Origin of the sequence: Neisseria sp. WLZKY-1, assembly GCF_046546535.1 — a bacterium.
GTDB lineage: Bacteria > Pseudomonadota > Gammaproteobacteria > Burkholderiales > Neisseriaceae > Neisseria.
Map to the genome: position 1 here is coordinate 1 of NZ_JBKGTW010000009.1, position 26,267 is coordinate 26,267.

Sequence of the window (26,267 nt, forward strand, 5' to 3'; positions counted from 1 at the left end):
AGGTTTATTAAGGATCATTTTGCTAGAAAATGAATTTGCAGCAGTAAATTTGTTACTTAGTGCGTTGCTTCTCTGATTTAGCAGTAAATTTGTTACTTACGCCAATTTTTCATCAACAAAGCCATCGGCTGGGCATTGCGCGATTACAGCAAAACCAACCCCGAATGGGTACAAGGCTTTATCAACCGCCACCGGCACAAAATGGCCAAACTGAGCTTGCGCGAAGCGGGGAAATACCTGCCCGTCTGAAAGACTGCCTGAAACTCTGTTTAAGCTGCATGCAAAGGAATTCTCATGTCTATCCAATCCCGAATCTGCTACACCGTCCCTGCTGACATCCAAACCGTGTGGCGCACCGTTACTTCATTGACCGACTACGCATGGCGCAGCGGTTTGGCCAAAATCGAACGGCTGGACGACACACAGTTTGTCGAGCACACCCAATCGGGCGCGGCCACACTGTTTCGCGTTACCCAAACGCAGCCGCCGCATTTATGGGCGTTTGACATGGAAAACGACTATTTTTCTGGACATTGGACGGGGCGTTTTACCGCATTGGACGACAACCGCACCGAGTTGGATTTTGCCGAAGACATTACGCTGAAAAAACGGCTGCCGCGCTGGCTGGTCAGGTTCTATCTGTATAGACAACAACAGCGATACCGCCGCGATTTATGCCGCAAATTGCAGAACGTCTAAGCATGCAAAAAAAAAGCATCTCTTGTAGGGCCGGGCGGTGTTTTCGTTCTTTATCCGCACTTGCTTTGAGGCCGTCTGAAAAAGCGTTCCGGCTGCGGTGAAATGCGTTTTTCAGACGGCCTCTTTGTCCGCAAACGCCGCCAGCACCCGTTTTACCGCGTCCGCCTCTTTCAGCGTGCGCACGGCGTCGAACAAATCCCGCGCCTGCGGCTCGGCCTGTTTCATCATCCCCAACCACTGTTTCAGGCGGGCGACGGCGTATTTTTCGCTGCCGTGCGCCGCGTCCAGACACAAATCCACAAACAGCCGCATCCATTGCAGCGTTTCGGCAAACGCCATTTCCGGCGCGTCTTCACCGTTTTCATACGCCTTGATCTGCCGCGCCAAACCCGGGCGGATGACCGCGCCGCGCCCGATCATCACGCCCGCGCAGTCGCTTTCACGCCGAATGGCAAGATAGTCCTGCAAGGTGAACACGTCGCCGTTGGCCGTTACCGGAATGTCCACCGCTGCGGCGATTTTTTTCACCCAAGCCCAGTGCGCGGGCGGCTCGTAGCCTTCAACTTTGGTGCGGGCGTGCACGGTGAGGGCGCAGGCGCCGCCTTCTGCGATGGCCTGCGCGTTTTCCAGCGCCAGCGATTTGTCGTCGAAACCGAGGCGCATTTTGCCCGTGAGCGGGATGTGCGCGGGCAGGGCGCGGCGCAGGGTTTTGACGATGTGGTGCACGCGCTCGGGTTCTTTGAGCAGCACCGCGCCGCCTTGGTGTTTGTTGACCGTGGGCGCGGGGCAGCCGAAGTTGAGGTCGATTTTTTCCGCGCCGAAGCGCACGGCTTCCAGCGCGTTGGCCGCCATGTTTTCCGCGTCGCTGCCCAAAAGCTGGACGGTGCAGGGCACGCCCGAGGGTGTGCGGTTGCCGTGTGCCATTTCGGGCGCGTGTTTGAGCCAGGCGGCGCGGGAGTGGACGGTGTGCGTGATGCGGACGAACTCGCTGACGCATTCGTCGAAGCCGCCGATGCGGGTGAGCAGGTCGCGCATCGGCGCGTCGGCCAGCCCCTGCATGGGGGCGAGTATCAGGTAGCACGGGTTGTCGGTCATGGCGGCGGGGGAGTCGGAAAAAGGGGCGGATTATAGCCCGATTGGCGCACGGCCTTAATCTGTTTTGTCTGCGGCATGGAGGTGTCGGAATAGAGAAGGCTATGAGGCCGTCTGAAAACGGGAAGAGACGGTATGCGCCGCGATGCACGGAATGTTCAGACGGCCTTAATCTGTTTTACCTGCTTCACGGAGGTGTCGGAACAAAGAGGGCTATGAGGCCTTCTGAAAGCGGGAAGAGTCGATATGCGCCGCGATGCGCGGAATATTCAGACGGCCTTAATCCGTTTTACCTGCTTCACGGAGGTGTCGGAACGGAGTGGTGCTGTGAGCCCGTTCCCATCTATGCGGACATGATGTTTCTGAAAACAAAGCGCCAACGAAGTGAAAACCGGTGGGGCAGATGCAAAGAGGCCGTCTGAACGCGCTGGGCGTTTTCAGACGGCCTTTTGTGGCGCAGTTTAGGAAGCGGTTCAGCTTAGCGCGTGCGTTTGTAGAAGGCCATGTTCTGCTCGGCAGCGTCTTGTGCCAGCTCGCGGTTTTGGCGGTAGAGGTCTTTGTATTTTTCTTGCAGCTGTTCGTCGCTGAGGCCGTTGTCCTGTTCTTTGATTTGGATTTCGAAGAGTTCGATGTCGGTTTTGAATTTTTTAATCCACAAATCGCGCAGGGCGGCGGTTTCTTTGTCCTGCACTTTCAGATCTTGCAGCTTGGCAACGGCGTCTTGGTAGACTTGGATGTTGCTGCGGTAGATTTCGACGGTGAGGCGGTTGCGGCGGGCTTTGTCGGCGGTTTTGCGGATTTCTTCGACTTTGCGGCGCATGTCGTCGGAATCGAGATACAGCGAGCTTTGCGTGCCGATTTCTTCTATGGTTTTGAGTAGCAGCAGGGCGTCGGCTTTGAAGGCGGGATCTTCCTGTTTGCGTGCCGCTTCTGCGGACGGGGCGGAGGCGCCGTGCGGCGCGGCTTGTGCGGGGGCGGGAGACGAGGCCGCAGCGGGCGCGTCGGCCTGTTGCGGCTGGCAGGCGGTCAGGGCGATGGCGGAGAGTAAAGCGCTGAGGGGTAGGGCGGGTTTCATTTTTTGTTTTTTCTCTTTCTGTCGATAGGTTGCGGGAGAAGGGAATCCGACATTGCACCTTGACGAACCCTTAGGCCGTCTGAAAAACGCGCTATGCCGGGGCTGGGGTTTCAGACGGCCTATTCTTCGCTGCCGTCTTCGACGCGCACGCTGTGGTCGATGAGGCCGGAGCGGACGAAGGCGGCGGCGCCGGAGGATTTACTGTCGGAGAGGCGTTGCAGGTAGGCTTCGTCGATGTCGCCGGTGCGGTAGCGGCCGCTGAAACAGGAGTCGTCGAAGCCGTCGATGGCGGGATTCATGCCGAGGATGACGTTTTCGAGGTCGGCGAGGTTTTGGAAGACGCAGCCGTCGGCGCCGATTTCGGCGGCGATTTGGGCGGCAGTGCGGCCGTTGGCGATGAGTTCTTCGCGGGTGGGCATGTCGATGCCGTAGACGTTGGGGTAGCGTACTTCGGGGGCGGCGGAGGCGAAATAGACTTTTTTCGCGCCGGCGGCTTTGGCCATTTCGACGATTTCGCGGCTGGTGGTGCCGCGCACGATGGAGTCGTCAACGAGGAGGATGTTTTTGCCTTTGAATTCGCTGTCCATCGGGTTGAGTTTCTGGCGCACGGATTTTTTGCGCGTGGCCTGGCCGGGCATGATGAAGGTGCGGCCAATGTAGCGGTTTTTGATGAAGCCTTCGCGGTAGGGTTTGCCGAGGTGGGCGGCCAGTTCCATCGCACTGGGGCGGCTGGTGTCGGGGATGGGCATGACGACGTCGATGTTGTCGAGGCTGATTTCGCTTTTCACTTTTTCGGCGAGGCTGACGCCCATGTTGACGCGCGCCTGGTAGACGGACACGCCGTCGATAACGGAGTCGGGGCGGGCGAAGTAGACGTATTCGAACAGGCAAGGGGTGAGCTCAGCCGCGTCGGCGCATTGGCGGCTGTAGAGCCTGCCGTCGTTGCTAATGAAGACGGCTTCGCCGGGGGCGATGTCGCGCACGAGTTCGTAGGCGAGGCTGTTGAACACGACGGATTCGGAGGCCACCGCCCAGTCGGTCTGCCCTTTTTCATTGATATTTCTGCCCAGGGTGAGCGGGCGGATGCCGAAGGGGTCGCGGAAGGCGAGCAGGCCGTAGCCGGCAATCAGGGCGACGACGCCGTAGGCGCCGCGCACGAGTTTGTGCAGGCTGGAAACGGCGTTGAAGATGTGATCGACGGACAATTCGTGGCTGCCCGACGCGGTCACTTCGCGGCGCAACTCGTGTGCCAGTACGTTGAGCAGCACTTCGGAGTCGGAGCCGGTATTGACGTGGCGCAGGTGTTTGTCGCACACGCTTTGGTAAAGCTCGTCGGTGTTGGTGAGGTTGCCGTTGTGCGCCAGCACGATGCCGAAGGGGGAGCTGACGTAAAACGGCTGCGCTTCGGCCGTGCTGCCCGCATTGCCTACCGTGGGATAGCGGACGTGGCCGATGCCGGTGTTGCCGGTCAGCTCGCGCATATTGCGGGTGCGGAACACTTCGCGCACCATGCCTTTGCCTTTGTGCATGTGGAAGGTCTGGCCTTCCAGCGTGGCGATTCCCGCCGCATCCTGCCCCCTGTGTTGGAGCATTTGCAGGCCGTCATACAATAATTGGTTTACCGGTTCGTGAGCCACCAGGCCGAAAACACCGCACATCGCTTCGTCTCCAAAAAGTTAGTATTTGATTTTGCCCGCCAGATAATCGGGCAGATAGGGAACGGCCAATTCGGCCGCGCTCTCGAAAAAGGGGGCGCTTTGCGCGCTGCGCCAATCCTCGCTCTGCGGCAGGTCGGTAAAGGCGCATACCAGCACCGCCAGCGTCACCATCACGCCGCCGCGCAGTGTGCCGTAGAACGTACCGAGCAGGCGGTTGATGCCGCCCAGTCCCACCGTCTTTGCGCCGCCGGTCAGCAGTGGGCGCAGCAGCGACATCACCAGCATCACGGCGGCAAAGGCGGCGACGAAACCGGCAGCGGTGGCCAGCACGGGCGGCTGTATCACCGACAAAACCGACGCGCCCAGCGGGGCGGCGGCGATTTTGGCAACGGCCAGCGCCAGCAGCCAGGTGATAAGCGACAAAAGTTCGCTGATGATGCCGCGCACGGTGGCGGACACCGCCGACAAGGCGATGACGGACAGGGCGAAAATATCGAATAGGGACATAGGGATAAATCGGAAAAACGGGGAAGAGGCCGTCTGAAAAGGCGCTTGGCTCTTTCTGACGGCCTCTCGGTCATTTGCCCAGCACCACCGCGCCGTCCAAACCCTGCATTCTGATGCGGGCCAGTGCTTTTTGCGCGGCTTCCTGATTGGGGAATGAGCCTGTACGGACGCGGTAGACTTTGCCGTTTGCGGTGTCCGCTTCGCTGATGGAGGCGCTGTATCCGGCGTCGGCCAGGCGCTGCTGGATTTTTTTCGCCTGCTCCTGCGAGCGGTAGGCGCCTGTTTGAATCATGGCGCGGCGGCCTTTTTGGTTTTCCAAAACCGCCTGCGGATCGGACTTGGCGGACTTGCCTTTATTGTCGAGAGCCTGCTGCGCCCGGTTGTCGGCCTTTTTCGCCTCGGCCTGTTTTTTCTTCTGCTCGGCAATGCGTTTTTCTTCGGCTGCTTTTTTCGCTTCGGCCTGCTGCTTCTCGACTTCCTGACGTTTTTTCTGCTCGGCCAGGCGTTTTTCCTCAGCCTGTTTTTTGGCGTCCTGCTGCTTTTTCTGTTCGGCCAAACGTTTTTCTTCGGCGGCCTTTTTCGCTTCGGCCTGTTTTTTCAACTCGGCCTGACGTTTGGCCTCGGCCTGCTGTTTTTCGGCCTCCTGCCGTTTTTTCTGTTCGGCCAGGCGTTTTTCCTCAGCCGCCTTTTTCGCTTCGGCCTGTTTTTTCAACTCGGCCTGACGTTTGGCTTCGGCCTGCTGTTTTTCGGCTTCCTGCCGTTTTTTCTGTTCGACCAGACGTTTTTCCTCAGCCGCCTTTTTCGCTTCGGCCTGTTTTTTCAACTCGGCCTGACGTTTGGCTTCGGCCTGCTGTTTTTCGGCTTCCTGCCGTTTTTTCTGTTCGGCCAGGCGTTTTTCCTCAGCCGCCTTTTTCGCTTCGGCTTGTTTTTTCAACTCGGCCTGACGCTTGGCTTCGGCCTGCTGTTTTTCGGCTTCCTGACGCTTTTTCTGCTCGGCAAGACGTTTCTCCTCAGCCTGTTTTTTGGCTTCCAGTTGCTTTTTCTGATCGGCTAGGCGTCTTTCTTCGGCCTGTTTTTGTTCTTCCCGGCGTTTTTTCAGTTCCGCCAAACGTTTTTCCTCGGCGGCCTGTTTGGCTTCTTCGCGTTTTTGCGTTTCGGCAAGGCGTTTTTCTTCGGCGGCTTTGCGTGCTTCGGCACGTTTTTTCAATTCCGCTTCTTTGCGCGCTTGGGCAAGCTCTTCCTGTTTCAGGCGGGCTTCGCGATCGGCGGCGCGTTTTTCTTCGGCGCGGCGTTTGCGCTCTTCTTTGCTGCGTTCTTCAGCCAGTTTTTGTTCTCGAACGGCTTTTTCTTCGGCGGCAATGCGCTCGGCTTCGGCGCGGCGTTCCGCTTCTTCGCGCTGTTTTTCCTGTGCAAGCCGTTTGGCTTCGGCGGCTTTCTCGGCTTCTTTGCGTTTGGCTTTTTCCGCTGCCTGTTTGTTGGTGTTGTTGATGGTGACGACGGGTTCGCTGCCGCGGTCGTAGCGGGCGGGCTCGGCTTTTTTGACGATGGTGCGCACTGAGCCGTCGGCATCGGTCTGCTCGACGCTTTCCTGTCCTTCTTTCAGTTCGTATACGGGTTTGGCTTCTGCCGGCTTGGCTTCGGGAACAGGGTCGGACGGCATTTCGAAGGTGTCGTTGGCGGCATCGTCCTGTTCGGCGGACGCGCCTTCGGGGAAGATGGGTTGCGGCGTCAGCGTTTCCGGTTGGGCAAAGGCGGGAGGCGCGGGTTCGGCGGAGGGCTCTTCGCTGCCGACTGCCGCGCCGAATACGATGCCTGCGACGACAACCATGGCCGACGCGCCGACCAGGCGGCGGCGGTTTTTGCGTTTGAGCTGCTCGTATTCGTTCATGCTGTCCAGTCGTTTGTCTGCCATTTTGCTTCCCGTGTGTGTTATTGCGCGGCGTGGTGTCCCGTCGGTTTTTCGCTGAGGGTCATGACTTCGGCTACGGTGTGGAAAGAGCCGAAAACGGCGATTCTATCATTTTCCGTACTGTCGGCAAAAGCGGCATGGTAGGCGTCGGCGACGCTGGCGAAGGTGCGGATTTCGCCTATACCGTGCGCCTCAAGTTTGGCGGCGATCTCTTCGGCGCTCATGCCGCGCGGCAGGTGCAGGGGGGCGGCGTACCAGATGTCGAACTGGTCTTTGAGGATGTCGATAACGCCGTCTATGTCTTTGTCGGACAGCATGGAAAACACGGCGGTGCGTTTTTGCGCGAAGGGCAGGCCGATCAGGCTTTGGCGCATAGCGCGGGCGGCGTGGGGGTTGTGGCTGACGTCCCACACGGTGATCGGGCGGCCGGGCAGCACTTGGAAGCGGCCGGGGTTTTCCGCGCCCAAAAGGCCGCGTTTGATGGCGCCGACGTCGATGGGCAGTCTGCCGTTGAGGCATTCGACGGCGGCGAGGGCGGCGGCGGCGTTGTGCAGTTGGTAGCCGCCGCGCAGGGCGGGCATGGGCAGGGCATTGCGGTTGCGTTTGAGGCCGTCTGAAAACAGGCTGCTGCTTTCGGGATGGAAGCGGAACGACCATTGCTGGTTTTCCAGTTTGACAAAGTCGAAGTCGCGTTTGGCGATCAGCAGGTCGGTGTTTGTTTGGCGCGCGTGTTCGACGAGCGACTGCGGCGGTAGGTTTTGGCCGATGACGGCGGGGCGGCTGCTGCGAAAGATGCCGGCTTTTTCGTAGCCGACCTGTTCGACGGTGTCGCCGAGAAAGGCTTGGTGGTCGAGGTCGACGCTGGTGACGACGGCGACGTCGCCGTCAAAAACATTGACGGCGTCCAAGCGGCCGCCGAGGCCGACTTCGAGAATAATGATGTCGACCTGTTCGCGGATGAAGATGTCGACGGCGGCGAGGGTGTTGAATTCGAAATAGGTGAGGGAGATGTCGCCGCGTGCGGCTTCGATGCGCTCGAAGGATGCGGTGATGAGGCCGTCTGAAACGGGCTCGCCGTTGAGGGCGATGCGCTCGTTGTAGCGCAGCAGGTGGGGACTGGTGAGGGTGCCGGTTTTGAAACCGGCTTCTTTGTAAATGTGCGTGAGAAAGGCACAGACCGAGCCTTTGCCGTTGGTGCCCGCCACGACGATGATGGGACAGGCGGGGTTTAAGGACATGCGCCGTTTCACTTCGCCGACGCGCTCCAAGCCCATGTCTATCGGGCCGTTGCTGTGGGCGGTTTCCAAGTGGGTAAGCCATTCGGTGAGGGTTTTCATAATCTGCTTTCGTGTATGTGAAGAGGCCGTCTGAAAATTTTAAACTTTGCTCAGGCGGCGGAAGGTTTTCAGACGGCCTTAGCCAGCTCGACACGCATGGCGTCGATAACGGCACGGTAGTCGGGCCGACCGAAAATAGCCGAACCGGCGACAAAGGTGTCCGCGCCTGCGGCGGCGATTTCGGCAATGTTGGCGGTTTTGACGCCACCGTCCACTTCGATGGCGATGTGCCGCCCGCTACGTTCGTGGTAGCGGTCGAGCAGGGCGCGGGTTTGACGGATTTTTTCCAGCGTGTGCGGGATAAAGCTCTGGCCGCCGAAGCCGGGGTTGACCGACATCAGCAGCACCATATCGAGGCGGTTGAGCACGTTTTCCAATACGGAAACGGAGGTAGCGGGGTTGAGTACCAGTCCGGCTTGGCAGCCGTGTTCGCGTATCAGGCTGAGGCTGCGGTCGACATGGCGGCTGGCTTCGGGGTGGAAGGTAATGATGTCGGCGCCCGCTTTGGCAAAAGCGTTAATCAAATCGTCTACCGGTTCAACCATCAGATGCACATCTACCGGCACGGAGGCATAAGGTTTGATGGCGGCGCACACCATCGGGCCGAAGGTGAGGTTGGGCACGTAATGGTTGTCCATCACGTCGAAATGGATCAGATCCGCTCCCGCTTCGATAACACGGGAAACTTCTTCGCCCAAACGGGCAAAATCGGCCGACAAAATGCTGGGGGCGATACGGAATTTGTGCATGGGTTCCTCTGTTGTCGGGCGCTGCCCGTTTTGGATTTTTTCAAATGGCATAAAAAGCGGCGCGATTGCATTTTTGCAACATAAAATTCTGCCGCACGGCATTTTGCGGGCACAATGTCATAATATTCAGTCAATCACGGTTTGTTTTACGCAAGTTTACGGCTATTATACCGCGATTGACGGGCTGTTCCTTTATATTTGCGCCCTGATTTTCCCTGCCTGTCAGACCAAGCCGAGAACGAACAAAGTGCTTACCTATCTATCACGCCGAATGCTCCGCGCCGCTGCCGTTTCCGGCTTTTTGTGCGGCCTCTCGCCCGCAGCTTTCGCGCTGACCATCCAAGATTTCCACACTAACTGCGACATCCGCCAACTCAATCTGTCCCGCGAGCAATACGACGAGCTGCGCATCCTGCGCGGCGAATACAAACAGGCGGTGGAACGCCTGGTTCAGAACAACCGCCGCTCCGAACGCAGTCGGCGCGACAATCTGCTGCGGATTTTGTCCGCACCGCAGTTCGACGAGCGCCAGGCGCACCGCTATGTTGCCGAACGTTATGAAAACGGCTTGCAGTTTGCCGTTGATGAGATGGCCGTCCAGCATAAGTTTTACCAGCTGCTTAATCCCGCCCAGCAAAGGCTGTGGATTCAAAAGTGCCTGCAATAAGCGGTTCGGATAATGAATGCGGCCGTTTAGGCAAAACAGGAAAAGCCCGATTTTGATCGGGCTTTTTTGTATGTCACGCCTGCCTTCAATGATGGCCGCAGGGGGTGGATTTGCTTTGTTCGCGCAGGGCTTCGGCGGCCTGTTCGTCGGCGTGGTAGCTGGAGCGCACCATCGCGCCGCAGGCGGCGTTTTGGAAACCTTTGCCGTAGGCTTCGCGCTCGAACTGTTTGAACATATCGGGCGTAACGTAGCGCAAAACGGGCAGGTGGCCGTCTGAAGGCTGCAAATATTGGCCGATGGTAATCATTTCGACATTGTGCGCGCGCATATCGTCCATGATTTCGCGCACTTCGTCGTCGGTTTCGCCCAAGCCGACCATGATGCCCGATTTGGTGGGAACACCGGGCTGCATTTCCTTGTAGCGGCGCAGCAGTTCGAGCGAGTGTTTGTAGTCCGCGCCCGGGCGCGCCATTTTGTACAGGCGCGGATGGGTTTCGAGATTGTGGTTCATTACGTCTGGAGGGGTTTCGGCCAAGATTTTCAGGGCAATGTCAAGGCGGCCGCGGAAATCGGGTACAAGAATCTCGATTTTGGTGTGCGGGCTGGTTTGGCGGATGGCGGTGATGCAGTCGGCAAAGTGCTGGGCGCCGCCGTCGCGCAAATCGTCGCGGTCAACCGATGTAATGACGACGTAGCGCAAATTCATGGCGCGCACGGAGTTGGCGAGGTTTTGCGGTTCTTCGGGATCGAGCGGGTTGGGGCGGCCGTGGCCGACGGCGCAGAAGGGGCAGCGGCGGGTACACATGTCGCCCATAATCATGAAGGTGGCCGTGCCTTTGCTGAAACATTCGCTGATGTTGGGGCAGGCGGCTTCTTCGCAGACGGTGTGCATTTTCTGCTCGCGCAGAATGTCTTTAATCTCAAAGAATTTTTTCGGATTGGGCAGCTTGGCGCGTATCCATTCGGGTTTTTTCAGCTTCTGCTCGGGCTGGACGACTTTGATGGGGATGCGGGCGGTTTTTGCCGCGCCGGTGTGTTTGACGCCTTGTCGGTTGTCTAGGGGGTTGGTGGTTTCGGTACTCATGGTGTGTCTTTCGTTTTTGGTTTTCAGACGGCCTCTGCCGCCAGATTTTTGTTCAGCAGCGCGGTCAGTTTGCCGGCCACGTCGGCAAGGGTGGGGCAGGGGCTGACGAGATCAGCGATTTGCGTCATTTGCAATCCGGCATAGCCGCAGGGGTTGATGTGGGTAAACGGTGTCAAGTCCATGTTTACATTGAGGGCGAGGCCGTGGTAAACCGAGCCGTTTTTGATGCGCAGGCCGAGGGAGGCGATTTTTTTGCTGTCCACGTAAACACCGGGGCGCTGCGGGTCGGCAGCCGATGCGATGCCGTAAGCGGCGAGGGTGGCGATGATGCTGTTTTCCAAGGCGGAGACGATGTGGCGGACGCTGGTTTTGCGCCGTTTGAAATCGATCATGGTGTAGACGACGAGCTGGCCGGGGCCGTGGTAGGTAATCTGGCCGCCGCGGTCGATTTGGACGACGGGGATGTCTGCGGCATCCAGCAGGTGTTCGGCCTTGCCCGCCAGCCCCTGCGTGAAAACGGGGTTGTGTTCGACAACCCATAATTCGTCTTCCGTATCGGCGCTGCGGCTGTCGTTGAAGCGCTTCATGGCTTCGAAAACGGGCAGGTAGTCGCGGCGGCCGAGATCTACGGTTTTCATCACAACACCACTTTCACCAGCGGGTGCGCGGTCAGGCTGCGGTAGATGTTGTCGAGGTGTTCTTGGTTTTGCGCCTGCACAGTGACGGTGGCGGCAAGATAGTTGCCGCCGCTGCTGGGGCGGCTGGCGATGTGTGCCTCCGTGGTATCGGGGGCATGTTGTTGCACGGTTTTGAGGATTTCGGGCAGGAAGTCGGGGTGTTGCGCGCCCATCACTTTGATGGGGAAGGCGCAGGGGAAATCGATGAGTTTTTCTGTTTGCGGCGTCATGGTTTTATCCTGGTTTGTTTTCAGACGGCCTGTATGGTGCGGAAGAGGCCGTCTGAAAAACAGTGGGGCGTATTCTAACGCAATCGGGGTGCAAAGTCTGCCGCGAGATAAGTTTCAGACGGCCTCTTTTCAAGTCTTGAAAAAAACACCGCCAGCCCAATTTGGCGGCCTTGAATTTGGTAAAGGAAGAAAAAACTATGGCTAAAACACAATTCTCAGAAGACTACCGCGCCCTGGCCCTGCTGCCGCTGCGCGATGTGGTGGTGTATCCGCATATGGTGCTGCCGCTGTTTGTCGGCCGTGCGAAATCGATTGCCGCTTTGGAAAAAGCGATGGAAAACGACGAACCAGTTTTCCTGTTGGCACAGAAAAACCCCAACGACGAAGAGCCGCAGGCCGACGATCTGCACAAGATGGGCACGATTGCCAACATCTTGCAAGTGTTGAAGCTGCCGGACGGCACGGTAAAGGTGCTGGTGGAAGGCATCAGCCGCGCCCGCGCTCTGTCGGTGGACGGCAGCGGCGACTATTTCTTTGCCCAAGTGGAAGCTGCCGAGGAAGGCGTTTCCGAAGGCCGCGATATGGAAGCTCTGCGCCGCACGCTGCTGAACGAGTTCGAGCAGTTTGCCAAGCTGAACAAGAAAATCCCTGCCGAAGTGTTGGGCACGATTTCCGGCATTGAAGACAACGGCCGTCTGACCGACACCGTGGCCGCACATCTGCAACTGAAACTGGAATTGCGCCAAGAAGTGCTCAACCGCGTCGATGTGGCCGAAAGAATGGAATTCCTGCTCGGCCAGCTTGATGCCGAGCTGGACATCCTGCAAGTGGAAAAACGCATTCGCGGCCGCGTCAAGCGGCAAATGGAAAAATCGCAGCGCGAGTATTATCTGAACGAGCAGGTCAAAGCCATCCATAAGGAATTGGGTGAGGAAGACGAGCGTGCCGAACTCGACAAGCTTGAAACGCAGATACGCGAAGCAGGCATGAGCAAGGAAGCGGAAGAAAAAGCGCTTTCGGAGTTGAAAAAGCTGCGGATGATGCCGCCGATGTCGGCCGAGTCCACCGTGGTGCGCAACTATATAGATACGCTGCTCGAACTGCCGTGGAAGAAAAAAACGCGCGTTATCAAAGATATTGCCAAAGCCGATTTGGTGCTGGATGCCGATCATTACGGTTTGGAAAAAGTGAAAGAGCGCATCTTGGAATACCTGGCCGTGCAAAAACGCAGCGACAAGCTCAAAGGGCCGATTCTGTGCCTCGTCGGCCCTCCGGGTGTGGGCAAAACATCGCTAGGCCAGTCCATCGCCAAAGCCACCGGCCGCAAATACGTGCGCATGGCCTTGGGCGGCGTGCGTGACGAGAGCGAAATCCGCGGCCACCGCCGCACCTACATCGGCTCGATGCCCGGAAAAATCATCCAAGGCATGATTAAGGCCGGTGTGAAAAACCCGCTGTTCCTGCTCGACGAAATCGACAAACTCGGCAACGATTTCCGCGGCGATCCGTCCAGCGCGCTGCTGGAAGTGCTCGACCCCGAACAAAACAGCACTTTCGCCGACCACTTCGTCGAAGTGGACTACGATTTGAGCGACGTACTCTTCATCGCCACGTCCAACAGCATGAATATTCCGTCGGCGCTGCTCGACCGCATGGAAATCATCCGCCTGTCGGGCTACACCGAAGACGAAAAAGTCAGCATCGCCATGCAGTATCTCGTGCCCAAACAGATGGAGCGCAACGGCGTGCGCGAAGGCGAAATCGACATCCGCGAAGAAGCCGTGCGCGACATTGTGCGCTACTACACCCGCGAAGCAGGCGTGCGCTCGCTCGACCGCGAAATCGCCAAAATCTGCCGCAAAGGCGTGATGGCGGCGCAGCTGGCGGAAGATGCGGGCAAGGGCGCAGACAAGCCCGAAGCCATCGTGGTGGACTCGCAAAACCTGAGCAGCTACCTAGGCGTGCGCCGCTTCGATTTCGGTGTCGCCGAAAGCGAAAACCGCATCGGCCAGGTAACCGGCCTTGCCTGGACGGAAGTCGGCGGCGAACTGCTCACCATCGAAGCCGTCGCCCTCAAAGGCAAAGGCAATATCGTGCGCACCGGCAAACTGGGCGACGTGATGCAGGAATCCATCACCGCCGCATGGAGCGTCGTCCGCTCCCGCGCCGAAGCCCTCGGCCTTGCACCCGACTTTTACGAAAAAAGCGATATCCACGTCCACGTTCCCGAAGGGGCGACGCCGAAAGACGGCCCAAGCGCCGGCATCGGCATGACGCTGGCGATGGTTTCCGCCTTCACCAATATCCCCGTGCGTGCCGACGTGGCCATGACCGGCGAAATTACCCTGCGCGGCGAAGTGCTGCCCATCGGCGGTTTGAAGGAAAAACTGCTGGCTGCGCTGCGCGGCGGCATCAAGCATGTGCTGATTCCGCAGGGCAACGTGAAGGATTTGGAGGAAATTCCCGCCAATGTGAAGGAAGGTTTGGCAATCCATCCCGTCAAATGGATAGACGAAGTGCTGGAACTGGGTTTGGAATACCGTCCCGAGCCTTTTAAAGCGGAAGCGGCGGCAGATGCTGCAACCAATGCTTCCGAGGCAAAGTCAAGCGTAAAAGCGCGCAAACACTGACGCAGGCGGCGTTTTGTTGCAAAACGCCGCAACGGCGGGCGATTAGGCCGGAAATGTCCGCCGTTTGTGCGTTTTGCCTTGACACGGCAAATTCAGCCTTGCTATAAAGGCGCGTCATATCCATCCGCATTCCGATGCCGTTCGGGTTTCGGAATTCTTCATTTTTTAAAACGACAGAAAGGGACTTATCGTGAACAAGTCTGAATTGATCGAAGCAATGGCTCAAGAGGCCGACATCTCCAAAGCCGCTGCTGCCAAAGCTCTGGACAGTATGGTAAATGCTATTACCGAAGCCCTGAAAAAAGGTGACACCGTCACATTGGTCGGTTTCGGTTCTTTCTACGTCGGCGAACGCGCCGAGCGTCAAGGCCGCAACCCCAAAACTGGCGAGCCGCTCACCATCGCCGCAGCCAAAACGCCGAAATTCCGTGCCGGCAAATCCCTGAAAGACGCGCTGTAAGCCATAGGCAGAATATCCGACTCTCCATACGTAAGGCCGTCTGAAAAACCCGTTTACCCAAACCGGTTTTTCAGACGGCCTTATTCATGCTGTTTTCCGCTTACGGACATTGGCCAAAACAAAACCGTATCCGCCGCAAAGGGCAGGGCGGTTTTTCATACAGATGCAAACGGATTGCCCGGTGTCCTGTATCTGTCATTTTGCCGACAGCGGTTTCCAATTTGCCAAAACCACGCTTTCAGACGGCCTTTACCTAACAGCCTTTTTGGATGTCGTCCATATTTAAAAAACAGACCCTAAGCGTTTCAGACGGCCTTTGGGCTTGAGGCCGTCTGAGCGCCGGGAATCGCACGGTTTGCCGGAGTGGCGGCTTGGTGAAACCGTTTGTGCATCCCGGCTGTCGGTTTTCAGACGGCCTTGCCTTTGCGTTCGGCTTTTTTCGCTTCGCGTTCGGCTTTGAGGATTGCTTCCTTTTGCTGCGCGGTTTTGAGCCATTGCGCCCATTGCTGCGGAGTCTCGAGGGTGATGCGGCCGATGTGGCCGTCGCGAAAGTCGGTGAGGGTGTTTTCGGCGGCTTTTTGGCAGTTGATGCGGCCGCCGGGGAGGAGGGCGCCGCGTTTGCGGCCTATCCATTCGAGCCATTGGTCGTCGCGCCAGTGGCTGCTTTCGTTTTTGTCGGCCTGATAGCGCTCCTGCAACAGGGGCAGGTAGTGGCGGCGCAGGTAGTCGAGGAGTTCGAGGGCGACGATTTCTTCGTCGAGGGCGTTGCGGCCGACGGCGCCGCCTGCGGCGAGGTTGTAGCCTGCTTCTTCGACGATGATTTTCGGCCACAGCATGCCGGGGGTGTCGTAGAGCCAGAAGTCGTCGGCAAGGAAGAGGCGCTGTTCGGCTTTGGTGATGCCGGGTTCGTTGCCGGTTTTGGCGGATTTTTTGCCGAGCATGCCGTTGATGAGGGTGGATTTGCCGACGTTGGGGATGCCGCAGATGAGGACGCGCAGGGGTTTGTCGATGCCGCCTCTGTTGGGAACGAGGGCGCGGCTGGCGGCGATGAGCTTCTGCGCGGCTTGGCGGTCGGAGGCGTCGAGGGCGATGGCGCGGGTGTCGGGACGGCTGTTGAAATCGTCGAGCCAGATTCGGGTGCGTTCGGGGTCGGCGAGGTCTTGCTTGTTGAGGATTTTGAGTTTGGGTTTGCCGGCGGAGAGTTGGCCGAGCAGGGGGTTTTCGCCGGATGCGGGCATGCGGGCGTCGAGGACTTCGATCACCATGTCGACGCTTTTGAGGCGTTCGGCGATGGCTTTTTTGGCCTTGTGCATGTGGCCGGGATACCATTGGATTGCCATGTTGCTGTGCCTTTTTGTGTGGAGGCCGTCTGAAAGGGTTGCGGGTTTCAGACGGCCTGTTTGTCGGAAGGGATACGGGGTTTCAGACGGCCTTTTCGGGCTGTCTGCGCGGACGTTTTAGCGGGCGTCGAGCTGGCGGTGGCGGACGAGGACGGGGTAGCGGCTGCGGAAATGCTCTGCCAGGCGTTCGGCGATGTAGACGGAGCGGTGTTGGCCGCCGGTGCAGCCGAGGGCGACGGTGACGTAGCTGCGGCTTTCTGTCTGCATGCGCGGCAGCCAGCGTTCGAGAAAGGCGGCGATGTCGGCGGCCATTTCGCCTGCGAGGGGTTCGGCGTCGAGGTAGGCGCGGATTTCGGTCTGCATGCCGTTGAAGGGGCGCAGGGCGGGGTCGTAGTAGGGGTTGGGCAGGCTGCGCATATCGAAGATAAAGTCGGCGTTGGTGGGCGTGCCGTATTTGAAGCCGAAAGATTCGAACACGAGCATCATGCCCCGGTGTTCGGCGCCGAGCCAGCGGCGCACGGTGTGGCGCAGCTGCTGGGCGTTCATTTTGGAGGTGTCGACACAGTAGGCTTTTTCGCGCAGGGGGGCGAGGGTTTGCCGCTCTTGGCGCAGGCTTTCGGTGAGGGGCTGGTTGAGGGCGGCGAGCGGGTGGCTGCGGCGGGTTTCGGAGAAGCGGCGCACGAGGGTGGCTTCGTCTGCTTCGAGAAAGAGGATTTCGGCCTGATGGCCTTGTCTGGCGAGATAGGCAAGCTGTTTTTCGACTTCGCTCATTTTGATGCGGGAGCGGATGTCGACGCTGACGGCGAGGTTTTCGACGCCGCCGCCGCGGATGTGGTACAGCACGAGCTGGGGCAGTATTTCCATCGGCATGTTGTCGACGCAGTAGTAGCCCGCGTCTTCGAGTTGTTTGAGGGCGACGGATTTGCCGGAGCCGGAAAGGCCGCTAATCAGGATGATCTTCATGCTGCATGCCCTGCTCTTTCATGATGTTTTGGTGGCGTTCGAGAAATTCGCGCGTGCTGTCTTTGCCGCGCAGTTGCAGGATGTAGTTGCGCACGGCGGCTTCGACGAGGACGGCAAGGTTGCGTCCGGCGGCCACGGGCAGGGTGACGGAGCGGACGTTGACGTTGAGGATGGTTTCGGTCTCGCTGCGTATGCTCAGGCGGTCGAGCTGTTTCATGTCGTCGTCGTCGGCAGGCACGAGGTTGATGATGAGGTTGAGGGATTTTTTCGGCCGGATGGAGGTTTCGCCAAAGATGTGGCGGATGTTGAGTATGCCCAGCCCGCGCACTTCGAGGAAATCTCGCAACATGGGCGGGCAGCGGCCTTCGAGCAGCTCGGGGCCGGTGCGGTGCAGCTCGACGGCGTCGTCGGCAATCAGGCTGTGTCCGCGCGAAATCAACTCCAAAGCCAGCTCGCTTTTGCCGAGGCCGGACTGGCCGGTGAGCAGCACGCCGATTTCGAATACGTCGAGAAAGACGCCGTGCTTGATGGTGGACACGGCCAGCGTGCGTTGCAGGTAGATGCGCAGCACGTCCATCAGATACGGGCTTTCCAGGCTGGACGTGAGCAGGGGGACGTTGTTGGTGTGGCAGTAGTCGCGCAGGATTTGCGGCACGTCCAAATCGTTGGCGACGATCACCAGCGACATGGGCAGCTCGAAAAGCTGCTCGAAGTTGTAGGCCAGATCGCCCGATTCCATGCGCGCAAGGTAGTCGACCTCGGCCACGCCGAGCACCTGCACCTGGTTGGGGTGGATGAAATTCAAATGGCCGACCAGCGCAAGTACGGGCTTGTCGGCCTCGACGCCGATGCGGTTGTCCGCACCGGCCGCGCCTGCCGCCCAAGCCAGCCGCAGCTTGTCGCGGTTGTCCTGATACAGGCGGCGCACGGAAATGCTGGGCATCATTGCTCCGTCAGGATGCGCTGCACTTCGGCGGCGTCCTGCGCCTGCATCAGGCGTTCGCGCACGCTTTTGTCGGAAAAGCGTGCGGCCAGTTGCGAGAGCACTTCCAAATGCGTGGCGGCGGCGTCTTCGGGCACGAGCAGGACAACGGCTAGCGACACCGGTTTGCCGTCAGGTGCGTCGAAGGGAACGGGTTCTTTGGTGCGGATAAACACGCCGGCGGCTTTTTTCAGCGAGGCCAAACGGCCGTGCGGTACGGCCACGCCCTGCCCCAGCCCGGTCGAGCCGAGTTTTTCGCGGGCAAACAGGCAGTCGAACACTTCCGAACGCGGCACGCCCGCTTCGGTTTCCAGCAGCAGCCCGGCCTGTTCGAACAGACGTTTTTTGCTGCCTGCGTCGGAATCGAGCAGGATATGCGTTAGAGGAAGGATGTCGCCAATCAGGTTCATAATGTTTCTTTACAAAATAAAACGCCGCGGATTGTACCGCCACAAGGCGGCAATCTCAATCAGCGGCAGAGGGTTTGCATGGCCGGCCAGACGGCGCGGCGCAAGGAATCAGGCCGTCTGAAAACGGCTGCGGGCAGAAAAACGCCTGCAAAAAACGCTTTCAGACGGCCTTTTTGCGGCTTTACTTGCCCAGCCAGCGGCTGAACCAGCTTTTGCCCTTGTTGCTCAAATGTTCCGACACTTTGTGATCGAACGGGCCGGCGGCAAACACGGTGGCGCCGCCGAAATACTCGCGCAGCCACATATTGCTGAAATCTTCGCCAATGCCGCGCACGTAAAAGCGGACGGTCGGAAATTGGCGGGCGATTTCGTCGAACAGCCCGATAACGGTGGCCGCATCCAATCCGTTGAAGGCAAAAGAGAAAGGCTCGTCAACCACGGTTTCTATGTCCATGGCGGCATGGCGGCTGGCTTTGGTGTCGGCCAGCCACACGGCGGCAACCGCCTGCACGGAGGTAATGTCGAGTTTGTTGCGGCTTTCGCTGTCGTCCCAGTTCAGTTCCAGGCGGGTCATGCTCACGGCCATGTCGTCCCCTTAAAAAATTTCAAAGCAGTTGTGTTATAAGGCAATTTTCTGCCGCGCCTTGCCTATTCTTGAAAATTCTTAAACAAAACATAGGCTTTTGCAACATGAACATACCAAGTTATTACGCTACTTTACAATGATTGTGCCAGTTCGTCAAACGTGCATACCGCCGTGCCCAGCTTGCCGACCACCACGCCCGCCGCCGCGTTGGCCAGGCGCACGGCTTCGGTCAGTTCCAAGCCCGCGGCCGCTGTCAAGCCCACCGTGGCGATAACGGTGTCGCCCGCGCCGGAAACGTCGAACACTTCGCGCGCGCGCGTCGGTTGGTGGTGCGGCTCGCCGCTACCGAACAGGGTCATGCCCTCTTCGCTGCGGGTGAGCAGCAGCGCGTCCAGGCCGAGGTTGCGGCGCAGGGTTTGCGCTTTTTCCGTCAGCTCCTCTTCGCTGTGCCAGCTTCCCGTTACTTCGCGCAATTCGGCGCGGTTGGGCGTGAGCAGCGTGGCGCCGGCGTATTTGGCGTAGTCGCTGCCTTTGGGGTCGACGAGCACCGGTTTGCCCGCCTGCCGCGCCCATTCGATAAAGGAGGCAACGTGGGCGAGGCCGCCTTTGCCGTAGTCGGAGAGAATGACGAGGTCGCAACCGGAGAGTTTGTCGCGGAAGGCCTGCCGCACGCTGTCGAGCACTTCGTGCGCGGGTGCGTCTTCGAAGTCGATGCGCAAGAGCTGCTGGTTGCGGGCGACGACGCGGGTTTTGACGGTGGTGGAGATAGTTTTGTCGCGCATCAGGGCGGTTTGCACGCCGCATTCTTCCATCAGCTTGTGCAGTTTGTCGCCCGCTTCGTCGTCGCCGACAACCGACAGCAGCACGGCCTGTCCGCCCAGCGCGGCGACGTTGCGGGCGACGTTGGCCGCGCCGCCCGCGCGATATTCGGTGCGCTCGATTTTCGCCACGGGAACGGGCGCTTCGGGCGAGATGCGGGCGGCGTCGCCGAACCAGTAGCGGTCGAGCATCACGTCGCCCGCTATCAGCACGTGCGCCTGTTGCAGGCGGGTTTTCAGGGTTGCGGTGTCCATAAATCCACTCCTTGTTGTGTTTTGATTTCGTTGGGGGCTGCTTTTCAGACGGCCTGTCATTCGTTTTCCGACACAGACCGCGTGCGTTGCTGCGCAACACACCCTACGGCAGAGGCCGTCTGAAAACTTGATTTGACGCATTATTTCTGTGTTTCAGACGGTCTGCGCCGCCGTGCCAGAATATCAATGCGATGGCGGCCGGTTTTTGCCGCGTCGTGCGAAGGCGGCAGGGTTTCCGCGTAAAGCAGGAAAAACGGCAGGCTGGCGGCCAGCATCAGCAGGCCGTCCGTCCATGCGGTTAAGCCGTTGCGCAGTTGCGGCTCGGCCAATAGGCGGGCGGTGTGCGTGCCGTCGGCTTCGAGCAGGGTCAGAACGCTTTGCCGCCACGGCCATACGGCGTCGGCAAACGCGGCATAGTATCCGCCGAAAACGGGCTCGGCCGACAGCAGTGACAGCAGCAGCGTGGCGAAAAACACGCCCCACAACACCCGCCACACGCACCAGGCCGTGCCCAGCCAGACGCTGTCCTGCTCCGCCTTGCGCCGCAGCAGGGGCAGCAGCGGCAGGTTGGCGGCGGCCAGCACGGCAAAAAGCAGCGTGTTGTTCAGGGTACGCAGGGCGTAGGCGTCGTACCACCTGTGTTTGACCAGCGCGGGCACGGCAGCGAAATCGGCATACAGCACGCCGAACAGCAGGTAGCCGAGCGCGGCGGCATAAAGCCACATCAGCGGATGGCGGGCGGACGGAGGCCGTCTGAACAGGGCATACAGGAATTTCAGCCCCAACGCCGATGCGGCAAAGGCAAAACAGGCGGCCGACAAGGGGATCATGAGGAAAACCGCCGCAAAAAACGCCATCATCATGATGCCGAAAACCGTACGGATGGTTTCCATCACTGCCCTCCTGTCTGCCCGTCGGCCGCAGCCGAATCGCCGTTGTTTTTCAGACGGCCTTTATGCGCCGCCGCATCCAACACCGCTTCGGGGTGCGCTTCGTCTAGCACGGTAATCAGCGGGCGCACGGTGGGATTGCGGAACAGGCGCGCCACCGCCTGCTCCTGCCAGGTTTCGTTTTCGTAATATTCAGCCAGCGTGTCGTAGCGGCCGACCGCGAGCTTTTCGCAGGCTTTTTTGCTTGCTTCGTAGCTGAACAGATAGGCGCTCTGCCCGTCTGCGGGTGCGGGGTTGACGGTGAGCTGGCTGTCTTCCGCCGCGCCGATCAGGGTCAGACTTTTCGGCCGCTCGGGCAGATCGAGCAGCCAGTCCGTCTGCTTGTCCGCCGCAAACAGCACCAGATGCGCGTCCGTGAAATGTTCGGCGCGCACGCGTGCCTGCGGCCATTTCGGTTTGCTATTTTCCCATATGCTCTGTTGCGGGCTGTACACCACATAAACGGGCGCGTTTTCCCAATCGGGCGGCGGCAGGGCTCTGTTGCACCAGTCGGAATACAAATGCGCCCGCGTCTGCGCCTGAAAATGCTCTTCTTCTTTCAATCCTTTGACGATTTCGCGGTCGCCGCAGTCGGCCGCCGCCACGCTGTCTTTGACGCCCGCCCAGCACAGCCAGCGGCCGTTGCGCGGCGCCAGCCAGATGCTGCGCCGCTCCAAATGCTGCGGCGCGTTGTCGGTGAAGGTGTATTTGTAGGCATTGCGTTCGGGGTAATAAAGGAAACCGTCGCGCAGCTTCGGCAGGCCGCGCGGCATGGCGGCGGCCAAATCGGGATCGCCGGGCGCGGGCAGACGCAGGCGCAGGGCGTCTACGGTGTCGCGCAGCATTTTGCGCGCGGCGCAGCGGTCGCCGAAAAAGCCGTTGGCCGTCTGAAACGAGGCAAAGGCGAAAGCGGCGGTTAGCAGCAGCAAAATCATGCGGGCAGGGCGGTTCACAAAAACGGTTCTCCGTTGATTCAGGCCGCCCCAGCCTTCGCGGGGATAACGTTTCTGAAAGGCGGACTGTATATGTTCTGACTCCGTTGAAACTTTGTTTTCAGACGGCCTCCTGCACCCGGCTGTTGATGTCGCGCAGCACGGCGGCGGGGTCGGCGGCCTGGGTGATCGGGCGTCCCATCACCAGATAGGTCGAACCGGCGGCAAGGGCTTGGGCGGGCGTCATGATTCGGCGTTGGTCGTCGCTGTTGTCGTCGGGATTGGGGCGGATGCCGGGGGTGACGAGGACGAAATCCGCGCCGCGCGCACCGCGCAGGGCGGTGGCTTCGCGGGCGGAGCAGACGACGCCGTCGAGGCCGGAGTCTTCGGCCAGTGCGGCCAGGCGCAGCACCTGCTGTTCGACGGGGACGGTGATGCCGGTTTCGGCCAGGTCGGCTTGTTCCATGCTGGTGAGGACGGTGACGCCGATCAGCAGGGGCTTGGCGCTGCGGTTGGCGAGGGCTTCGGCGGCGGCTTCCATCATCCGCCGCCCGCCCGAGGCGTGCATGTCGACCATCCACACGCCCATGTCGGCGGCGGCTTTGCAGGCTTGGGCGACGGTATTCGGGATGTCGTGGTATTTGAGGTCGAGAAAGAGCTTGTAGCCTTGGTTGACCAGATTTTCCGCCAGTTTGCGGCCGGTGGCAGTGAAGAGTTCTTTGCCTATTTTCAGTTGGCACAGTGTGGGATCGAGACGGCGGACGAAGGCGACGGTTTCGGCTTCGGTGGCAAAATCGAGAGCGACGATAACGGGCGTGCGGTTTGGCGCGGGGGCGGGGTCGGTAATCAGGGGGTTCATGGGTTTCCTTGGTTGGCGGATGTCGGGGGTTTTCAGACGGCCTGATGGCTGCTTACTCGGGCATCAGCCGCGTGCGCTGCCTGCGGGCGGTACAGCCTGCGCGGAGGCCGTCCCCGCCTTCGCGGGGATGACGTTTCTGAAACGGGTTGGGACGGCATTTCAGACGGCCTCTTTATCCGTTCACATTCAGGATGGCGGCGAAATCCTTGTACAGCGTGCGCACGGTTTTGCCCGCGCCGCCCGCAGCGAAGGGCGGCGGGGGGAGGCCGAGTTTGGCGGCCTCGGCGGTGTAGAACTGCCGTTTGTCGGGCTGCGGGTATTCGACGACGTTGCGTATGCGGCGGCCGTTGGGGGTGCAGGCCGTCTGAAACAGGGCGGCGACGGCGCGGCTGCGGTGCAGCATATTGGCGGGTTCGTCGGCGGCGACGGTTTTTTGCGTGGCGAGGACGGCGGCGAGCGGGTGGCGTTCGGCGCAATAAAGGCCGCCGAGGCGCAGGATGTCGCGGTGCGGCACGGCGGCGGACAAAACGGCTGCTTCGGCCTCGGCCAGCAGGCGGCCGCGGCGGCTGACGGGGGCGGTGTTTTCGTCGACATCGCCGCGATGGCCGTCGTAAACGCCGATGCTCGAAGCGAGTATCAGGTGTTGCGCGCCGTATTGCGCGGCGGTCTGCGCCCAGGCGCGGACGGTGTCGGCATAGGCGTTTTCGCCCGCGTGGGCGCAGGCCGACGGCGGCAGCAGGCAGACCCAGGTTTGCGCGCCCTGCCAGCGGGCAAAGGCCGTCTGAAAGCCGTTTGTCAGGCAGTCGGCAATGTCGCCGCTTGCCAGGTCTATCGGCAGGTTGATGTCGTCGGAAGTGACGGTTTTTTTCCATGCGGACACGCGGCTGCCGTGCTGCCAGAGGGTTTCGGCCAGCGGGCGTCCGAGGTAGCCGAGGCCGAGGATGGCGCAGGAGGCGGGGGCGTTCACGGCTGCGCCGCTCCTGCGGCGGGGTTTTCAGACGGCATCTCGTGCGCCAGCCAGTCGGGTTCTATCCATTTTTGGACGTTTTGCGCCGCCTGCGGCTGCCATGCGGCCATTTGTCCGAGCAGGGCGGCGGGGGTATCGGCGACGCACAGCAGGCCGAGGTTGGCCTGCGGCATAAAGCCTTGTTCTGCGGCGCGTTCGAGCAGGGTCAGTAGCGGGTCGTAGAAACCGGCGGTGTTGACGAGGCCGACGGGTTTTCGGTGCTGCCGCAGTTGGGCGAGAGAGAGGACTTCAAACAGTTCTTCAAATGTGCCGATGCCGCCGGAGAGTGCGACAAAGGCATCGGCCAATTCGATCATTTTGCTTTTGCGCGTCGGCATGTCGGGCGTTTCGATGAGTTCGGTGAGGCCGCGGTGTGCCACTTCTTTTTCTATCAGAAAGGTGGGAATAACGCCGACGGCCGCACCGCCGTTTGCCAGCACGGCATCAGCCACCGCGCCCATCAGGCCGATGCGGCCGCCGCCGTAAACGAGGCGCGAGGCGCGGCGGGCAATCAGCGCGCCCAGCTCGCGGGCGGCGCGGAAGTAGTCGGGGATTTGTCCGTAGTTCGAGCCGCAGTAGACGGCGATGTTGTTCATTGGGTTCATGGTGTCGGGAAGACGTTTGAAGATTTAGAGCACGGCCACGGGATACGAGCCAATGATTTTGACGAAAACATTGCGTTCGGCGAAACGTTCGAGCACGGCGCGGACGCGTTCGTCGTCGCGGTGGCCTTCGATGTCGATGAAGAAAACGTATTCCCACAGGCCGGTTTTGCTCGGGCGGCTTTCGAATTTGCTCATGGAAATGCCCGCTTCGCTGAACGGCGCGAGCAGCTCGGCGGCCGAACCGGCGCGGTTGGGTGTGGAAAAGAGCAGCGAGGTTTTGTCCTGCCCGCTGGGGACGGTGGACTGTTTGCCCAAAACGAGGAAGCGGGTGGTGTTGTCGGGTTCGTCTTCGATGTTGCGGGCGAGGGCGACGAGGCCGTAGCGTTCGGCGGCAGCCGCGCCGGCGATGGCCAGCGAGCCGCCGTCTTCCGCCGCCATGCGGGCGGCTTCGGCATTGCTCGACACGGCGACGCGGCGGATGTGCGGGGGCAGGTGTTTGTTCAGCCAGTCGTGGCACTGCGCCAGCGCCTGCGCGTGGGCGTAGACAGTGTCCGCACCCTCCCAGTCTTCGCGTTTGCGCAGCAGCTGGTGGTGGATGCGCAAAACGACTTCGCCGCAGGCTTTCAGCGGCGAGGAAACCAATAAGTCGAGGGTGCGGCCGACCGAGCCTTCGGTGGAGTTTTCCAGCGGCACGACGGCATAGTCGGCTTGGTCGGCTTCGGCCTGGCGCATGCATTCGTCGACGGAGGCGCAGCCGACGGTGTTGGCGGCGTGGCCGAAGTGTTTGACGGCGGCCTGCTGGGTAAACGTGCCTTCCGGGCCGAGATAGGCGACGGTGAGCGGGCGCTCGACGGCGAGGCACTCGCTCATCACTTCGCGAAAGAGCCGCGCCACACCTTCGTCGGACAGCGGCCCTTGGTTCAATTCTTTAATCCGCCGCAGCACCTGCGCTTCGCGCTCGGGGCGGTATACCACGCCTGTGCCTTTGAGTTCGCCGATGGCGCGGGCGTGGACGGCACGTCGGTTTAACAGTTCGAGCACGGCGGCGTCGATTTCGTCGATGGCGTTGCGGTGCGGCAGAAGCTGTTTTTCCTGTTCGGCGCTCATGGGAAACTCCTTTCGGGCGGTTGCGCAAAGCGGCGTATTCTACCGTAAAAATTTTCAGGCGGCCTCTGCAAACAAAAGGCCGTCTGAAAACGGAAAGCCGACACGGCAAAAAAGCGCGCGGCACGTTTCAGACGGCCTTTAGCGGCGGCCTAACGCGCATCGGGCATCGGCGGATAAACGCCCATCTGCCACATCAGCGACAGGTTGTCGAACTGGTCGAACTCGCGCGCCAGGCGTCCGTGTTTGAGGCGGTAGATATTGGTGGCGCAGATGCGCACTTCCCTACCCGTGGGGGCGATGCCCTGGAAAACGCCCGAATGCGTGCCGGATATGTTGAAGCGGGCGGCGAACACGTTGCCCTCGCCCACGACTTCCTGCAAATCCCAATATGCGTCGGGAAATCCGGTTTTCAGCGCGGCGAGGATTTCCAGATAGCCTTGCGCGCCGACGTGCGATTTGCCGGTGATGACGGAGTCGAACGCGGCATCGGGCGCGATCAGATCGCAGGCGAGCTTAGGCGAGGCGGTGTTCAGCAGCTCGACGAATTTGCGCATAAAGGCGTGGTTGCCTATCTGGCTCATAGCTTCTCCTTATCCTTTGTCGGTCGGCGCGCATCATACCGCGAAAGCGCTCTTTTGTAATCGGATGTAGCAGGAAAACCCGCCGCACAAAAACATATCCCGCAAACGGGTGCTTTGCCG

Annotated in this window: 27 protein-coding genes and 1 pseudogene; 5 read left to right on the top strand and 23 right to left on the bottom strand. The window is 60.0% G+C overall.

Annotated elements, in window-relative coordinates; genetic code table 11:
- Nucleotides 1-99 precede the first annotated feature (99 nt).
- Together ACLD9W_RS04155 and ACLD9W_RS04160 are read left to right on the top strand one after the other, a co-directional pair.
- A pseudogene (locus tag ACLD9W_RS04155) lies at nucleotides 100-249 on the top strand (DNA alkylation repair protein); the annotation flags it as partial.
- A gap of 45 nt (nucleotides 250-294) precedes the next feature.
- Nucleotides 295-699: an SRPBCC family protein gene (locus tag ACLD9W_RS04160; RefSeq protein ID WP_410840835.1), complete on the top strand. Its 405-nt coding sequence runs from the start codon at nucleotides 295-297 to the stop codon at nucleotides 697-699.
- Nucleotides 700-810: 111 nt separating this feature from the next.
- On the opposite strand, the gene ACLD9W_RS04165 is transcribed toward ACLD9W_RS04160, so the two are convergent.
- The 7 genes from ACLD9W_RS04165 to rpe all read right to left on the bottom strand — a co-directional run bounded on the left by ACLD9W_RS04165 (nucleotide 811) and on the right by rpe (nucleotide 9,026).
- A complete protein-coding gene (locus tag ACLD9W_RS04165; RefSeq protein WP_410840836.1) occupies nucleotides 811-1,794 on the bottom strand; it encodes a tRNA dihydrouridine synthase in 984 nt (327 codons plus the stop codon).
- 475 nt (nucleotides 1,795-2,269) lie between these two features.
- Nucleotides 2,270-2,866, bottom strand: a complete 597-nt coding sequence (locus ACLD9W_RS04170) for a hypothetical protein (protein WP_410840837.1) — start codon at nucleotides 2,864-2,866, stop codon at nucleotides 2,270-2,272.
- Nucleotides 2,867-2,985: 119 nt separating this feature from the next.
- A complete protein-coding gene (purF, locus tag ACLD9W_RS04175; protein ID WP_410840838.1) occupies nucleotides 2,986-4,524 on the bottom strand; it encodes an amidophosphoribosyltransferase in 1,539 nt (512 codons plus the stop codon).
- A gap of 18 nt (nucleotides 4,525-4,542) precedes the next feature.
- Nucleotides 4,543-5,031: a CvpA family protein gene (locus ACLD9W_RS04180; protein ID WP_410840839.1), complete on the bottom strand. Its 489-nt coding sequence runs from the start codon at nucleotides 5,029-5,031 to the stop codon at nucleotides 4,543-4,545.
- A 70-nt stretch (nucleotides 5,032-5,101) separates the two neighbouring features.
- Nucleotides 5,102-6,943, bottom strand: coding sequence for an SPOR domain-containing protein (locus ACLD9W_RS04185; RefSeq protein ID WP_410840840.1), 1,842 nt, complete (start codon nucleotides 6,941-6,943; stop codon nucleotides 5,102-5,104).
- Nucleotides 6,944-6,960: 17 nt separating this feature from the next.
- Entirely contained in the window at nucleotides 6,961-8,277 is a 1,317-nt protein-coding gene (gene folC, locus ACLD9W_RS04190; RefSeq protein WP_410840841.1) for a bifunctional tetrahydrofolate synthase/dihydrofolate synthase, read from the bottom strand.
- Nucleotides 8,278-8,345: 68 nt separating this feature from the next.
- On the bottom strand, nucleotides 8,346-9,026 hold the full coding sequence (gene rpe / locus ACLD9W_RS04195) for a ribulose-phosphate 3-epimerase (protein ID WP_410840842.1): 681 nt from the start codon (nucleotides 9,024-9,026) through the stop codon (nucleotides 8,346-8,348).
- A gap of 271 nt (nucleotides 9,027-9,297) precedes the next feature.
- On the opposite strand from rpe, the gene ACLD9W_RS04200 reads away from it, so the two are divergent.
- Nucleotides 9,298-9,693 (top strand): Spy/CpxP family protein refolding chaperone, encoded by a 396-nt coding sequence (locus ACLD9W_RS04200; RefSeq protein WP_410840843.1) that lies wholly within the window; start codon nucleotides 9,298-9,300, stop codon nucleotides 9,691-9,693.
- Between the two features lie 85 nt (nucleotides 9,694-9,778).
- Here the strand turns inward: ACLD9W_RS04200 and lipA are convergent, their stop codons facing one another.
- From lipA to ACLD9W_RS04215, 3 genes are read right to left on the bottom strand one after another with little or no spacing between them, the layout of a single operon-like run.
- On the bottom strand, nucleotides 9,779-10,777 hold the full coding sequence (lipA, locus tag ACLD9W_RS04205) for a lipoyl synthase (RefSeq protein WP_009426676.1): 999 nt from the start codon (nucleotides 10,775-10,777) through the stop codon (nucleotides 9,779-9,781).
- Nucleotides 10,778-10,800: 23 nt separating this feature from the next.
- On the bottom strand, nucleotides 10,801-11,415 hold the full coding sequence (gene lipB / locus ACLD9W_RS04210; protein WP_410840844.1) for a lipoyl(octanoyl) transferase LipB: 615 nt from the start codon (nucleotides 11,413-11,415) through the stop codon (nucleotides 10,801-10,803).
- On the bottom strand, nucleotides 11,415-11,684 hold the full coding sequence (locus ACLD9W_RS04215) for a YbeD family protein (protein WP_410840845.1): 270 nt from the start codon (nucleotides 11,682-11,684) through the stop codon (nucleotides 11,415-11,417). Before ACLD9W_RS04215 ends, lipB begins: the two co-directional genes overlap by 1 nt.
- A gap of 197 nt (nucleotides 11,685-11,881) precedes the next feature.
- Here ACLD9W_RS04215 and lon point away from each other — a divergent pair, with 197 nt between their 5' ends.
- Nucleotides 11,882-14,314 carry an endopeptidase La gene (gene lon, locus ACLD9W_RS04220; protein ID WP_410840846.1) on the top strand — a complete coding sequence of 811 codons (2,433 nt, stop codon included), beginning with the start codon at nucleotides 11,882-11,884 and terminating at the stop codon, nucleotides 14,312-14,314.
- A 190-nt stretch (nucleotides 14,315-14,504) separates the two neighbouring features.
- Nucleotides 14,505-14,774 (top strand): HU family DNA-binding protein, encoded by a 270-nt coding sequence (locus tag ACLD9W_RS04225; RefSeq protein WP_338196716.1) that lies wholly within the window; start codon nucleotides 14,505-14,507, stop codon nucleotides 14,772-14,774.
- Nucleotides 14,775-15,181: 407 nt separating this feature from the next.
- Here ACLD9W_RS04225 and ylqF read toward each other — a convergent pair whose 3' ends face one another.
- The 13 genes from ylqF to ACLD9W_RS04290 all read right to left on the bottom strand — a co-directional run bounded on the left by ylqF (nucleotide 15,182) and on the right by ACLD9W_RS04290 (nucleotide 26,147).
- Nucleotides 15,182-16,114, bottom strand: coding sequence for a ribosome biogenesis GTPase YlqF (ylqF, locus tag ACLD9W_RS04230; protein WP_410840847.1), 933 nt, complete (start codon nucleotides 16,112-16,114; stop codon nucleotides 15,182-15,184).
- A 117-nt stretch (nucleotides 16,115-16,231) separates the two neighbouring features.
- Nucleotides 16,232-17,077 (bottom strand): RNase adapter RapZ, encoded by an 846-nt coding sequence (rapZ, locus tag ACLD9W_RS04235; RefSeq protein WP_410840848.1) that lies wholly within the window; start codon nucleotides 17,075-17,077, stop codon nucleotides 16,232-16,234.
- The gene (hprK, locus tag ACLD9W_RS04240; protein ID WP_410840849.1) at nucleotides 17,058-18,020 is read right to left on the bottom strand and encodes an HPr(Ser) kinase/phosphatase; all 963 of its coding nucleotides are present in this window, start codon (nucleotides 18,018-18,020) and stop codon (nucleotides 17,058-17,060) included. Before hprK ends, rapZ begins: the two co-directional genes overlap by 20 nt.
- Nucleotides 18,020-18,469, bottom strand: a complete 450-nt coding sequence (gene ptsN, locus ACLD9W_RS04245; protein WP_410840850.1) for a PTS IIA-like nitrogen regulatory protein PtsN — start codon at nucleotides 18,467-18,469, stop codon at nucleotides 18,020-18,022. The genes hprK and ptsN overlap by 1 nt, the downstream gene beginning before the upstream one ends.
- Nucleotides 18,470-18,650: 181 nt before the next feature.
- Nucleotides 18,651-19,043 carry a hypothetical protein gene (locus ACLD9W_RS04250; RefSeq protein ID WP_410840851.1) on the bottom strand — a complete coding sequence of 131 codons (393 nt, stop codon included), beginning with the start codon at nucleotides 19,041-19,043 and terminating at the stop codon, nucleotides 18,651-18,653.
- 143 nt (nucleotides 19,044-19,186) lie between these two features.
- Entirely contained in the window at nucleotides 19,187-20,128 is a 942-nt protein-coding gene (rfaE1, locus tag ACLD9W_RS04255; RefSeq protein ID WP_410840852.1) for a D-glycero-beta-D-manno-heptose-7-phosphate kinase, read from the bottom strand.
- Between the two features lie 140 nt (nucleotides 20,129-20,268).
- Entirely contained in the window at nucleotides 20,269-21,021 is a 753-nt protein-coding gene (locus ACLD9W_RS04260; RefSeq protein WP_410840853.1) for a hypothetical protein, read from the bottom strand.
- Nucleotides 21,021-22,010 (bottom strand): hypothetical protein, encoded by a 990-nt coding sequence (locus ACLD9W_RS04265; protein ID WP_410840854.1) that lies wholly within the window; start codon nucleotides 22,008-22,010, stop codon nucleotides 21,021-21,023. The genes ACLD9W_RS04260 and ACLD9W_RS04265 overlap by 1 nt, the downstream gene beginning before the upstream one ends.
- 100 nt (nucleotides 22,011-22,110) lie before the next feature.
- Nucleotides 22,111-22,848, bottom strand: a complete 738-nt coding sequence (pyrF, locus tag ACLD9W_RS04270) for an orotidine-5'-phosphate decarboxylase (protein ID WP_410840855.1) — start codon at nucleotides 22,846-22,848, stop codon at nucleotides 22,111-22,113.
- A gap of 172 nt (nucleotides 22,849-23,020) precedes the next feature.
- Nucleotides 23,021-23,815 carry a GDP-L-fucose synthase gene (locus ACLD9W_RS04275; protein ID WP_410840856.1) on the bottom strand — a complete coding sequence of 265 codons (795 nt, stop codon included), beginning with the start codon at nucleotides 23,813-23,815 and terminating at the stop codon, nucleotides 23,021-23,023.
- The gene (locus ACLD9W_RS04280) at nucleotides 23,812-24,450 is read right to left on the bottom strand and encodes a TIGR00730 family Rossman fold protein (protein WP_410840883.1); all 639 of its coding nucleotides are present in this window, start codon (nucleotides 24,448-24,450) and stop codon (nucleotides 23,812-23,814) included. The genes ACLD9W_RS04275 and ACLD9W_RS04280 overlap by 4 nt, the downstream gene beginning before the upstream one ends.
- A gap of 33 nt (nucleotides 24,451-24,483) precedes the next feature.
- Nucleotides 24,484-25,566, bottom strand: coding sequence for a prephenate dehydratase (gene pheA, locus ACLD9W_RS04285; protein WP_410840857.1), 1,083 nt, complete (start codon nucleotides 25,564-25,566; stop codon nucleotides 24,484-24,486).
- A gap of 149 nt (nucleotides 25,567-25,715) precedes the next feature.
- A complete protein-coding gene (locus ACLD9W_RS04290) occupies nucleotides 25,716-26,147 on the bottom strand; it encodes an ester cyclase (RefSeq protein ID WP_410840858.1) in 432 nt (143 codons plus the stop codon).
- Nucleotides 26,148-26,267: the final 120 nt, after the last annotated feature.

Bases quoted from the DNA above. Each gene is read 5' to 3' on its own strand.
- ACLD9W_RS04200 (WP_410840843.1), top strand. From the start codon at position 9,298: ATGCTCCGCGCCGCTGCCGTTTCCGGCTTTTTGTGCGGCCTCTCGCCC.
- hprK (WP_410840849.1), bottom strand. From the start codon at position 18,020: ATGCCCAGCATTTCCGTGCGCCGCCTGTATCAGGACAACCGCGACAAG.
- purF (WP_410840838.1), bottom strand. From the start codon at position 4,524: ATGTGCGGTGTTTTCGGCCTGGTGGCTCACGAACCGGTAAACCAATTA.
- ACLD9W_RS04180 (WP_410840839.1), bottom strand. From the start codon at position 5,031: ATGTCCCTATTCGATATTTTCGCCCTGTCCGTCATCGCCTTGTCGGCG.
- folC (WP_410840841.1), bottom strand. From the start codon at position 8,277: ATGAAAACCCTCACCGAATGGCTTACCCACTTGGAAACCGCCCACAGC.
- lipB (WP_410840844.1), bottom strand. From the start codon at position 11,415: ATGAAAACCGTAGATCTCGGCCGCCGCGACTACCTGCCCGTTTTCGAA.
- ACLD9W_RS04160 (WP_410840835.1), top strand. From the start codon at position 295: ATGTCTATCCAATCCCGAATCTGCTACACCGTCCCTGCTGACATCCAA.
- ACLD9W_RS04170 (WP_410840837.1), bottom strand. From the start codon at position 2,866: ATGAAACCCGCCCTACCCCTCAGCGCTTTACTCTCCGCCATCGCCCTG.
- pheA (WP_410840857.1), bottom strand. From the start codon at position 25,566: ATGAGCGCCGAACAGGAAAAACAGCTTCTGCCGCACCGCAACGCCATC.
- rpe (WP_410840842.1), bottom strand. From the start codon at position 9,026: ATGCACAAATTCCGTATCGCCCCCAGCATTTTGTCGGCCGATTTTGCC.
- rfaE1 (WP_410840852.1), bottom strand. From the start codon at position 20,128: ATGGACACCGCAACCCTGAAAACCCGCCTGCAACAGGCGCACGTGCTG.
- lon (WP_410840846.1), top strand. From the start codon at position 11,882: ATGGCTAAAACACAATTCTCAGAAGACTACCGCGCCCTGGCCCTGCTG.
- ylqF (WP_410840847.1), bottom strand. From the start codon at position 16,114: ATGGCAATCCAATGGTATCCCGGCCACATGCACAAGGCCAAAAAAGCC.
- rapZ (WP_410840848.1), bottom strand. From the start codon at position 17,077: ATGAAGATCATCCTGATTAGCGGCCTTTCCGGCTCCGGCAAATCCGTC.
- ACLD9W_RS04250 (WP_410840851.1), bottom strand. From the start codon at position 19,043: ATGACCCGCCTGGAACTGAACTGGGACGACAGCGAAAGCCGCAACAAA.
- ACLD9W_RS04185 (WP_410840840.1), bottom strand. From the start codon at position 6,943: ATGGCAGACAAACGACTGGACAGCATGAACGAATACGAGCAGCTCAAA.
- ACLD9W_RS04165 (WP_410840836.1), bottom strand. From the start codon at position 1,794: ATGACCGACAACCCGTGCTACCTGATACTCGCCCCCATGCAGGGGCTG.
- ACLD9W_RS04260 (WP_410840853.1), bottom strand. From the start codon at position 21,021: ATGGAAACCATCCGTACGGTTTTCGGCATCATGATGATGGCGTTTTTT.
- pyrF (WP_410840855.1), bottom strand. From the start codon at position 22,848: ATGAACCCCCTGATTACCGACCCCGCCCCCGCGCCAAACCGCACGCCC.
- ACLD9W_RS04290 (WP_410840858.1), bottom strand. From the start codon at position 26,147: ATGAGCCAGATAGGCAACCACGCCTTTATGCGCAAATTCGTCGAGCTG.
- ACLD9W_RS04280 (WP_410840883.1), bottom strand. From the start codon at position 24,450: ATGAACAACATCGCCGTCTACTGCGGCTCGAACTACGGACAAATCCCC.
- lipA (WP_009426676.1), bottom strand. From the start codon at position 10,777: ATGAGTACCGAAACCACCAACCCCCTAGACAACCGACAAGGCGTCAAA.
- ACLD9W_RS04215 (WP_410840845.1), bottom strand. From the start codon at position 11,684: ATGACGCCGCAAACAGAAAAACTCATCGATTTCCCCTGCGCCTTCCCC.
- ptsN (WP_410840850.1), bottom strand. From the start codon at position 18,469: ATGAACCTGATTGGCGACATCCTTCCTCTAACGCATATCCTGCTCGAT.